Source organism: Leptodesmis sp. (genome assembly GCF_052746595.1).
In genome coordinates this window covers 1-9,635 of record NZ_JBRAGO010000086.1, presented here as the reverse complement: position 1 = coordinate 9,635, position 9,635 = coordinate 1, and the positions used below count along the sequence as shown (strand labels likewise).

Genomic DNA, 9,635 nt, shown 5'->3' with positions numbered 1-9,635 from the left:
GAACCAGGCCAATCCCAGAATGACTGCGATCGCCCCATGCCAGCGTCGCTTTTCAAACAGCAGCAGCCACAAACCCATTGCCATCACCGTCAGTCCCAGGGGTGCCTTACAGCTTAAGACCAGCACCACGGCCAGACAGAATCCCAGCCAACGGTGCAATCGAGCAGATAGGACAGCCCATAGCAAGGCCGGTACAGCAATCACATCCGGATGAAAGTCAAACAGGTTGACATTGAAGATTAACGGGTAGAGCAAATACGCAGCGGCAATGGCGATCGCTTGCCTTTCTGATAATTTGGCCAGACGAGCCAGGTAGACCAGGGGCAAGGCTCCCAGGGAAAGTGCGATCGCCTGCACCAGCAATAACCAGTGCACATCAGGATAAAGCTTATACAGCAGCGCCAGGGGATAGAAGATCACGGCAGCATGATCACCCAGGATGTGGAATCCTATCAGCGATGAAATGGGAGGCCATCCCTGGCTAATCAGATATACAACCTGATCAAAAATTCCCAGATCTCAGGCGGTGGATTGATACAGAGCATGTCTTAAACTGCTGCAAAACAACAGCAGCGTAACAGCGCCTCCGATCATCCAGATCAATACTTTCCATTGCACAGGTTTGAGAAGGGGATCCGGCAGTACCTTTCCTGCTCCATCCGTGAACTTGATCATGCAGCGGGTTCCGAAACCTGGATTGTGGCAATCAGGGCGAGATCAATTTGTTCTGGCTCTGGTTGACTGAGTGCAACGCGAATGCCGGGGCCAAAGAAATTGGTGAGTTTGTCCTGTTTCTGTTGCCAGGCTTCTAGCGGCATCAGCGGTGAGTCAAACCGGAGTACCAGCGTATAGGCTCCTGCGGTTTCAGTTTCTTGCAGGCCGATTAAGACTGGGCGTTCTTCATCGGTGGGACTTAATCCCAAAGCTTGCAGGGAGCTATCCAGATGAGCGCGTTGGCCGTACCGATACCGGGTCACATCCTTGCGAATCTGATTCTGGGTAGCGGTGGCTTGCTGTTCCCGCAGAGTCAGAATGGAACTGGACACAGGCTGCATGTAGGGGACAGGTTCCAGTTCTGCTGCTTTTAACGCCAATCCCCCCAGCAGGAGTGGAATTCCGTAAAAAAAGCCGACCAAATTGAGGGTGGCATTGTCGAGGAAGTAAGCCACAAATCCAACCACTGTTAAAATGCCACCAATGGTCAGACCCAGCATTCCGAGAGGAGTTTGACGTAACATAAAGAAAAATCGGGTACGTTATGGATAGCAGGTCAGCTTTTATTATCCATGACACCTGGCCTGGAATTGGCGATCGACCCTCACCATCTTTCTATTCACCTCGTGTGCACCGCTTCTCATGACTCCAGATGCTCACAATTCAGATGATTCAGACGATCAGCGGCGACGGTTGGAGCGGGAAAAGTCTTTAGAGGAGCAGATCAATTCCCTCAAGCGGGAAGACGAGGTGCTGTATAACATTCTGGCGCTGGATGTGTGGGCACTGGCGAAAACCATGGATGATTTCCATCCCAGATTTGGGCTGCTTTCATGAAAAATCGGGAGAAGGCTCTGAAACGCTTTATGGAAGAGATGATTAGAAGTAAACCGACGGATCCGAAGCGACCTCCGTTTTTGAAGTAGGGGGTTGGAGATTAGGAATTAGGAATTGGGGAGCAGGGGCACTATTCCCTATCTACTTTTAGCCTGACCCAAAATCCAAAATCGCAAATCCAAAATCCCCACGATCCACGGGCCACACGCCAGCTAATCGTTCAGTGACTATACTGGGAAAAGTTCTTTAGGGACGTGATGAAGGAGTATTTATGCTGGATCCGCAAACGATACGAGAAAAGGTGGCCTTGATTGAAAGTAAGCGGGAATTTTTGGTGCGCCTGCTGGAACAACCCAATTTGGGGACGTTAAGGATTGATGTGAATCAAGCGATCGAGGAAATGGATGATTTGTTGGACGAGTTCGATCGCACGTTCCCAAAATCATCCAATGAGAATTAGATTTGGCAGACAGAAGCGCAACGGTCGTCTGTAAAACTGCAAAAAGTAGCGATCGCCCGTTATCTGGTTGGGTGATGGGCGATCGTATTGTGTAACAGCAGTTTTGCTATCCGGGGTTGACTATACCGCCTGGCCGATAAAGGCGAGCGCAAGCCCTGAAATGATAATGGACAAGCGCTCCAAGATTGGTTAAACCAATAAAGGGTTTGGGGCACGCCTCAAGACGGCCATATCTTCCTCATCCAACTCCACTGGTGTACCACTGCGAATCAGTTCCGCAAAATCTTCATTCGGCACCATAATACATAGGGCATAAAGTCGTTCCGCTCCGGTGTTGCAAATTTCATGAATTCCTGTTGGTGGCACCAGAATACTATCACCTGCCTGAATTCGCACCATCTTACCATCGCAAGATGCAGTTCCTTCACCTTTGAGTATAAAAAACATTTCAACTGTAAGCTGATGTCGATTGGGAGGCGTTTTGCCACCCACATCAAAAATCTCAACGCAAACGGTTAAAGATACATTCACCGTCTGTGAATCAAACACAATTGCCAATCGATTTGTATCCTGTGGACTAATTCGAAACGCCTGATAGTCTGTCGGCGATTTAACAACCGGAATCACGCAACTGACGGAACCCATAGAAAACCTCTGGAAGTTAAAAGTCAAGAGTCAAGAGTCAAGGGTTGAGGGTGAAGAGTGGAGAATAGAGAGTCGAAAACGGTGGCCGAATGCCACACTCCTATGCAGAGTGATCGCGGCTTCTCAAACATCCTCTAACGTAGAATTCTTAACTTTCAGTTCTTAATTCTCACTTAATGGCCTTTGCGATCGTCGTGGAATCAGTCACAAAACCGAAACATTGTTTCACGTTGTAAAGGGTAGCCAGCCAGCAGTAGTCGGGGGACGTGGTAGCAGTGCAGTCTTTTACCAGGATGCAGTCATATCCTAAAAAGCTGGCATCTTGCAGCGTAGTCATCACGCATTGATCGGCATTCACTCCCGCAAAAAAGAGAGTGGTGCGACCTAAGTTCTTCAAGATGCTATCCAGAGGTGTATCCCAGAAACCGCTCATGCGATATTTATCGATTTTGATATCTGTGGGATCTGGCACCAGTTCATCCACCACAGCCGCTGCCCAACTGTCCTTCTCCAACACAGGGGCACCATTGACTGGCAGTGGATCGCCCAGACCGACTCCGCCGCCTGTCGGATTGTAGACATGATGTACATTGGCGCTGATATTCAGCAGGTCAGGCCGATTACCCCAATTAATCCACAACACAGGTACCTGGGCAGTTCGCAGCACAGGCAATAAGGCTTGCAGCGGCTGAATGGGAGTCCGGGTGGGCGAAACATCGACTCCAATATGCGCCAGCCAGCCATCGGGATGACAGAAATCATTCTGCATATCAATCACCAGCATGGCCGCCTTCGCCAGATCCAGCCGCAAAGTTTTCGTTTCAGTGGGAATCGTAATTGGGCGCGGTTGCAGCGGTGGACGGGTGATGTCTGCGATCGCCGCATCCACCCTCCAGGCATTGAGTAATGTTCCTAAAATCCGTAGAGAGGAGGTCATGGCTTATTTATTGACAAAATGTTTATTGACAAAATTTTGTTGCATCAGTGCCGTTTGCCCCATTAATGCACGCTACTCTCCAACACCGAGTCACTCAACCGGATGAATTCATCTTTAATGAATTCATCCTTATTACTACAGTTGGACAGCCAGAACTGCTTACCCATAACCAAGATTTTGGATTTGCGATTTTGGATTGTGGATTCAGTAAACATGGAGCATCCCCTCTACTCCCCCCACCCATCTCCTTTCCCTCTATCTCCTGTACACTGATTGAGGATTTATGGGAGCAACAAACATGGCACGGTTGGCGCTATTGAGTGTTTCAGACAAAACAGGGTTGGTGGAATTCGCCCGTCAACTGGTGGAAGAGTTTGGCTTTGATGTAATTAGCAGTGGCGGGACAGCGACGGCTCTTAAAAATGCCGGACTACCCGTGACCAAGGTGTCTGATTACACAGGGTCGCCAGAGATTTTGGGAGGTCGGGTAAAAACGTTGCATCCCCGGATTCATGGGGGCATTCTGGCGCGGCGGGATGTCACCCAGGATGTGGCGGATCTGGAAACGCAGCAGATTCGTCCGATCGATCTGGTAGTCGTGAATCTCTATCCCTTTGAGCAAACGATCGCCAGACCCGGAGTCACCTTAGCGGAGGCGATCGAGCAGATTGATATTGGTGGTCCAGCCATGCTACGAGCCTCAGCGAAAAATTTTGCCCATCTCACCGTGTTGTGCAATCCCAATCAGTACGAGGGCTACCTGCAAGAATTACGGGAGCATCAGGGTGAGGTGTCTCTAGCATTCCGGCAGCAATGTGCTTTGAGAGCGTTTCAACATACGGGAGCGTATGACCGGGCGATCGCAACTTATCTAGAACAACAGGCCACCCAAGCCACCAATCCTGAAATAGCCAGTCTCCCACAAACCTTTACCCTCAGTGGACAACAACTGCAGGCATTGCGCTATGGAGAGAACCCCCATCAACCTGCTGCCTGGTATCAAACAGGTGCAACGGCTTCAGGATGGGCAGCAGCGACCAAGTTGCAAGGCAAGGAATTGAGCTACAACAACCTGGTAGATCTAGAAGCTGCCCGCCGCATAATTGCCGAATTTACGGATGCTGAAAGTGCTCCTGCTGCCGCTATCTTGAAACATACCAATCCCTGTGGAGCCGCATTGGGGAATACCCTGGTGGAAGCCTATGAAAAAGCCTTTAATGCAGATCCCGTGTCAGCCTTTGGGGGCATCGTAGCGTTGAATCGTCCCATTGATGCAGCCACAGCCACTGAACTGACAAAAACTTTTTTGGAATGTGTTGTGGCTCCCGGCTGTGAGACCGAAGCTCAGGAGATCCTGGCCGCGAAGTCCAAAGTGCGAGTATTGCTGTTGCCCGAGTTGCAACATGGTCCTACCTATACCGTAAAAGCGATCGCAGGTGGCTTCCTGGCCCAGACCTCGGATGATATTCCTGCCGATCCATCTCAATGGAAAATCGTGACGGAAAAACAGCCCACTGCTGCTCAACTAGAAGAGCTGCTGTTTGCCTGGAAGATTTGCAAGCATGTGAAGTCGAACGCGATCGTAGTCACCCGCGATCGCACCACCTTGGGAGTCGGAGCTGGACAGATGAACCGGGTCGGATCTGTGAAAATTGCCCTGGAACAGGCTGGGGATAAAGCTCAGGGTGCTGTCCTTGCCAGTGATGGCTTCTTCCCGTTTGATGATTCTGTTCGGACTGCTGCTGCTGCTGGCATTGCGGCGATCGTCCAGCCTGGGGGTAGCCTCCGCGATCACGATTCCATCAATGCCGCCAACGAACTCAGACTGGTCATGGTTCTCACAGGTATCCGCCATTTCTTACATTGATTGTTGTAGAGATGTTCCAGAGGAACGTCTCTACTCCCCGATCTCCAGGCTCCTCTATACTATGTTTTATGAAGATCCTTATCCCCGTTATGCTGTCCTATGAATATTGCAATTCCCGAATCCGTTAAGGTTTGGAGCCAGTTCGTGCATCCCCTAATCATGTGGGTACTCCTGGTGCTTGCTGGTTATGCCTTTTATTTAGGAATGAAAGTTCGCAAAACCCGCTTTGCCGAGGGAGATGAGAAAAAAGAATTAATTAAAGGCAAATTTAACGTCAAACACTATCAGGTTGGCTCCCTGCTGCTGGCGCTGATGGTGGTTGGCTCGATCGCAGGCATGGCCGTCACTTACATCAACAATGGCAAGCTGTTTGTTGGCCCTCACCTGCTGGCAGGTTTGGGAATGACCGGATTAATTGCCGTATCTGCTGCCCTGTCCCCATCTATGCAGAAAGGTCAGGATTGGGCCCGTTACACCCACATTGTTCTGAATGTTGCCATTTTGGGATTATTTGGCTGGCAGGCCGTTACCGGTATGGATATTGTGCAGCGCATTATCAGCAAAATGTAAACCTCATAATTTTGGATTTGCGATGCTGGATGTTGGATTGTTGAGAGGGGCACTCAACAAATCCTTTTCCCGAAAACCATTCGAGGTCAGGCTGAGGCGATAGAATCGATAAGTTATTACAGATTGTTTCTGTCTGCTTCTATGGCTAAACGCGGCAATGATGCGAATCGATCGGAGTCTGACTCTTCCAATGGGCATTCCCCTCAGCGCTCGATCTCCTCAAATACGATTCGGATTCGGGGAGCACGACAGCATAATTTGAAAAATATTGACCTAGAACTGCCCCGCGATCGCCTAATTGTATTCACGGGAGTTTCCGGTTCTGGCAAATCCTCTCTCGCCTTTGACACCATCTTTGCCGAAGGGCAGCGCCGCTATGTGGAATCTCTGAGTGCCTATGCACGGCAGTTTTTAGGCCAAGTGGATAAGCCCGATGTGGATGCGATCGAAGGCTTAAGCCCAGCAATTTCCATCGACCAGAAATCCACTTCCCATAACCCCCGCTCAACCGTTGGCACCGTCACCGAAATTTACGATTATCTGCGGTTACTGTTTGGTCGTGCCGGAGAACCCCACTGTCCCCACTGTGATCGCTCCATCGCTCCCCAAACCATTGACCAGATGTGCGATCGGATTATGGAACTGCCCGATCGGACTCGCTTCCAGATTCTGGCTCCCGTGGTGCGGGGGAAAAAAGGTACCCATAAAAAACTGCTCTCCAGTCTCAGTGCCGAAGGATTCGTGCGAGTACGAATCGACGGCGAAGTACGGGAACTCAGCGATTCCATCGAACTGGACAAGAACCAGACCCATACGATCGAAATCGTGGTTGATCGGCTGATCAAAAAACCGGGCATTGAAGAACGCTTAGTGGATTCCCTAACCACTTGCCTGAAGCACTCAGAGGGGATTGCCGTGATTGATTTAGTGCAGGAAGAGGGAACAGGGAGCGGGGAACAGGGAGCGGGGAAGGTGGTAGAACTTCCGGTCGGTCAATCTCTGAAAGCGGCTGAGAAAGGCAGAACTTACCCCACATCCCCAATCCCCGATCTTCAATCCCCAATTCCAAATCCCCTCGTCTTCTCCGAAAACTTCGCCTGTCCCGAACACGGTGCGGTGATGGAAGAATTGTCTCCCCGGCTGTTCTCCTTTAACTCGCCCTATGGAGCCTGTCCTGCCTGTCATGGATTGGGCAGTCATCGCAAGTTTTCGCCGGAGTTGGTGGTACCCAACCCAGAGTTGCCTGTGTATGCGGCGATCGCACCCTGGTCAGATAAAGACAACACCTACTACCTGTCCTTGCTGTGCAGCGTGGCAAATGCCTTTGACTTTGATATTCAAACGCCCTGGAAGCAACTCACCAAAATCCAGCAAAACATTATCCTGCATGGTTCCAAAGAACCAATCTGGATTGAGGTAGATTCTCGCTATCGGGAAAGTAAGGGCTATCAGCGGCGTTACGAAGGTGTTCTTCCCCTGCTGGAGCGGCAGTATCAGGAAACCAATTCCGATGTATATAAGCAAAAGTTGGAGCAGTACCTGATCGATCAACCCTGCGAGGCCTGTGAGGGCAAACGGTTGAAACCAGAAGCCTTAGCGGTGAGACTGGGGCAGTATCGACTCCACGAGTTGACCGGGATGTCGATCGGGGAGTGTCTTGAGCGGATCAATCAATTGCAACTCAGTTCCCGACAGGCGCAAATTGGCGATCTGGTGCTGCGGGAGATTAGAGCTAGATTGCAGTTTTTGCTGGACGTAGGCCTGGATTATCTGACGCTCGATCGCCCCGCCATGACCCTTTCGGGAGGAGAAGCCCAGCGAATTCGGTTAGCTACTCAGATTGGCTCGGGGCTGACCGGAGTGCTGTACGTATTGGATGAACCCAGTATTGGGCTGCATCAGCGGGATAACTCACGCCTGCTGAAAACGCTTACCCGTCTGCGCGATCTGGGCAATACCTTGATTGTGGTGGAACACGATGAGGAAACTATTCGTGCGGCTGATCATCTGGTCGATATTGGGCCAGGAGCGGGAATTCATGGCGGACGCATTGTTGCTCAGGGCAGCCTAGAGAATATCCTGAATGCGCCGGATTCTCTGACGGGGGCCTACTTATCAGAACGACGAGTGATTCAGACACCAGCAGAACGGCGACCTGGAAATGGTCGATCGCTGCGCATCCGAAACGCCCGCCGCAATAATCTGAAGAACATTACGGTTGACATTCCCCTGGGCAAACTGGTGTGCGTTACAGGAGTCTCCGGTTCTGGTAAGTCTACCTTAATTAACGAACTGCTGCATCCGGCTCTGCAACACCATTTTGGTAGCAAGATTCCATTTCCCAAAGAGATGGATGGGATTGACGGACTCAGTGCCCTGGATAAAGTGATTGTAATTGACCAATCGCCGATCGGTCGCACTCCCCGCTCTAACCCGGCCACTTACACGGGTGTATTTGATGTAATCCGGGATGTGTTTGCTGGAACTATTGAAGCGAAGGCGAGGGGCTACAAACCAGGACAGTTTTCCTTTAATGTCAAAGGCGGACGCTGTGAAGCCTGTGCCGGACAGGGCGTGAATGTGATTGAGATGAACTTCCTGCCGGATGTGTATGTGCAATGTGAGGTGTGTAAGGGAGCACGCTACAACCGGGAAACGCTGCAGGTCAAGTTTAAGGGTAAGTCGATCGCAGATGTGCTGAACATGACTGTCGATGAAGCCCTGGAGTTTTTCCAGAACATTCCCCAGGCGGCCAGTCGTTTGCAAACTCTCGTGGATGTCGGTTTGGGCTACATCCGATTGGGCCAGACCGCTCCCACCCTCTCTGGGGGAGAAGCCCAGCGGGTGAAGCTAGCCACAGAACTCTCCCGTCGTGCTACAGGTAAAACCCTTTACTTAATTGACGAACCCACAACGGGCCTCTCCTTCTATGACGTTCACAAACTGCTGGATGTGATGCAACGGTTAGTGGATAAGGGCAACTCCATTCTGGTGATCGAACACAATCTGGATGTGATTCGCTGCTCCGACTGGCTGATTGACCTGGGGCCAGAAGGGGGCGATCGGGGGGGAGAAATCATTGCTGTTGGCACTCCCGAAGAAGTCGCCGATCACCCATCTTCCTATACCGGCCAGTATCTTAAGCGCGTTCTGCAACAGTATCCGCCTGTCCCTGCAACAGCTTGAGAAAGATTGTGAATTCGTCGTCCCTGAAGGGACTGAAGCAGAGGGTATAAACTCATCTTCAGCACTGGGATGCAGGGTGGGAAGCGTTGCAATCGCTTATAGCTTGACTCTGGCAGCGCCCTTCCCTCAAAGCCTAAACACAGTTTCCTCAAGTTGACTGTTTTGACCTTCAGCAGTGCTGACAGGAACAAAGCCAGAAATGAAATCCTGGCTCCATGCCAATTCAATTGCGCTTGGAGGACTTGCTTTAATTCGCTATATTGGCTCATGGGGTTTTTGATAAGTGTGGTAATTCTAATAAAACGATTGGCCAACTCTTGAAAGCATCACATCTCGATTGTTTGTGATGAGTGTGGTAATGTTATATACATTGGATAGTTTACTGCACGCCAGTTTACCGCAGTTGTTCACGGCTCTGT

Annotated in this window: 11 protein-coding genes and 1 pseudogene; 5 read left to right on the top strand and 7 right to left on the bottom strand. The window is 50.7% G+C overall.

The genetic code is table 11. From position 1 onward, the window contains the following. The 3 genes from ACUVQO_RS17240 to ACUVQO_RS17230 form a co-directional block, all read right to left on the bottom strand. The coding region (locus ACUVQO_RS17240) for a DUF2079 domain-containing protein (protein ID WP_445927082.1) at positions 1–510 on the bottom strand (510 nt) is incomplete at its 3' end. 9 nt (positions 511–519) lie between these two features. Beyond that, a complete protein-coding gene (locus tag ACUVQO_RS17235; protein WP_445927075.1) occupies positions 520–675 on the bottom strand; it encodes a hypothetical protein in 156 nt (51 codons plus the stop codon). Further along, positions 672–1,238: a DUF2854 domain-containing protein gene (locus ACUVQO_RS17230; RefSeq protein ID WP_445927074.1), complete on the bottom strand. Its 567-nt coding sequence runs from the start codon at positions 1,236–1,238 to the stop codon at positions 672–674. The genes ACUVQO_RS17235 and ACUVQO_RS17230 overlap by 4 nt, the downstream gene beginning before the upstream one ends. Before the next feature lie 118 nt (positions 1,239–1,356). On the opposite strand from ACUVQO_RS17230, the gene ACUVQO_RS17225 reads away from it, so the two are divergent. Together ACUVQO_RS17225 and ACUVQO_RS17220 are read left to right on the top strand one after the other, a co-directional pair. Continuing rightward, on the top strand, positions 1,357–1,551 hold the full coding sequence (locus ACUVQO_RS17225) for a hypothetical protein (protein WP_445927073.1): 195 nt from the start codon (positions 1,357–1,359) through the stop codon (positions 1,549–1,551). Positions 1,552–1,822: 271 nt separating this feature from the next. Beyond that, entirely contained in the window at positions 1,823–2,011 is a 189-nt protein-coding gene (locus ACUVQO_RS17220) for a hypothetical protein (protein WP_390889333.1), read from the top strand. A gap of 189 nt (positions 2,012–2,200) precedes the next feature. Here ACUVQO_RS17220 and ACUVQO_RS17215 read toward each other — a convergent pair whose 3' ends face one another. The 3 genes from ACUVQO_RS17215 to ACUVQO_RS17205 form a co-directional block, all read right to left on the bottom strand. Further along, entirely contained in the window at positions 2,201–2,656 is a 456-nt protein-coding gene (locus ACUVQO_RS17215; RefSeq protein ID WP_445927072.1) for a cupin domain-containing protein, read from the bottom strand. A gap of 169 nt (positions 2,657–2,825) precedes the next feature. Further along, complete coding sequence (locus ACUVQO_RS17210) at positions 2,826–3,593, bottom strand: cysteine hydrolase family protein (RefSeq protein WP_445927071.1); 768 nt, start codon at positions 3,591–3,593, stop codon at positions 2,826–2,828. A gap of 62 nt (positions 3,594–3,655) precedes the next feature. After that, complete coding sequence (locus ACUVQO_RS17205) at positions 3,656–3,808, bottom strand: hypothetical protein (RefSeq protein WP_445927070.1); 153 nt, start codon at positions 3,806–3,808, stop codon at positions 3,656–3,658. A 68-nt stretch (positions 3,809–3,876) separates the two neighbouring features. On the opposite strand from ACUVQO_RS17205, the gene purH reads away from it, so the two are divergent. The 3 genes from purH to uvrA all read left to right on the top strand — a co-directional run bounded on the left by purH (position 3,877) and on the right by uvrA (position 9,216). Continuing rightward, complete coding sequence (gene purH / locus ACUVQO_RS17200; protein WP_445927069.1) at positions 3,877–5,460, top strand: bifunctional phosphoribosylaminoimidazolecarboxamide formyltransferase/IMP cyclohydrolase; 1,584 nt, start codon at positions 3,877–3,879, stop codon at positions 5,458–5,460. A 99-nt stretch (positions 5,461–5,559) separates the two neighbouring features. Further along, positions 5,560–6,030: a DUF4079 domain-containing protein gene (locus ACUVQO_RS17195; protein ID WP_445927068.1), complete on the top strand. Its 471-nt coding sequence runs from the start codon at positions 5,560–5,562 to the stop codon at positions 6,028–6,030. A 141-nt stretch (positions 6,031–6,171) separates the two neighbouring features. Further along, entirely contained in the window at positions 6,172–9,216 is a 3,045-nt protein-coding gene (gene uvrA, locus ACUVQO_RS17190; RefSeq protein ID WP_445927067.1) for an excinuclease ABC subunit UvrA, read from the top strand. A gap of 80 nt (positions 9,217–9,296) precedes the next feature. Here the strand turns inward: uvrA and ACUVQO_RS17185 are convergent. Next, positions 9,297–9,485 (bottom strand): annotated as a pseudogene (locus ACUVQO_RS17185) (IS4 family transposase); the annotation flags it as partial. Positions 9,486–9,635 lie beyond the last annotated feature (150 nt).

Bases quoted from the DNA above. Each gene is read 5' to 3' on its own strand.
- ACUVQO_RS17235 (WP_445927075.1), bottom strand. From the start codon at position 675: ATGATCAAGTTCACGGATGGAGCAGGAAAGGTACTGCCGGATCCCCTT.
- ACUVQO_RS17230 (WP_445927074.1), bottom strand. From the start codon at position 1,238: ATGTTACGTCAAACTCCTCTCGGAATGCTGGGTCTGACCATTGGTGGC.
- ACUVQO_RS17225 (WP_445927073.1), top strand. From the start codon at position 1,357: ATGACTCCAGATGCTCACAATTCAGATGATTCAGACGATCAGCGGCGA.
- ACUVQO_RS17220 (WP_390889333.1), top strand. From the start codon at position 1,823: ATGCTGGATCCGCAAACGATACGAGAAAAGGTGGCCTTGATTGAAAGT.
- ACUVQO_RS17215 (WP_445927072.1), bottom strand. From the start codon at position 2,656: ATGGGTTCCGTCAGTTGCGTGATTCCGGTTGTTAAATCGCCGACAGAC.
- ACUVQO_RS17210 (WP_445927071.1), bottom strand. From the start codon at position 3,593: ATGACCTCCTCTCTACGGATTTTAGGAACATTACTCAATGCCTGGAGG.
- ACUVQO_RS17205 (WP_445927070.1), bottom strand. From the start codon at position 3,808: ATGTTTACTGAATCCACAATCCAAAATCGCAAATCCAAAATCTTGGTT.
- purH (WP_445927069.1), top strand. From the start codon at position 3,877: ATGGGAGCAACAAACATGGCACGGTTGGCGCTATTGAGTGTTTCAGAC.
- ACUVQO_RS17195 (WP_445927068.1), top strand. From the start codon at position 5,560: ATGAATATTGCAATTCCCGAATCCGTTAAGGTTTGGAGCCAGTTCGTG.
- uvrA (WP_445927067.1), top strand. From the start codon at position 6,172: ATGGCTAAACGCGGCAATGATGCGAATCGATCGGAGTCTGACTCTTCC.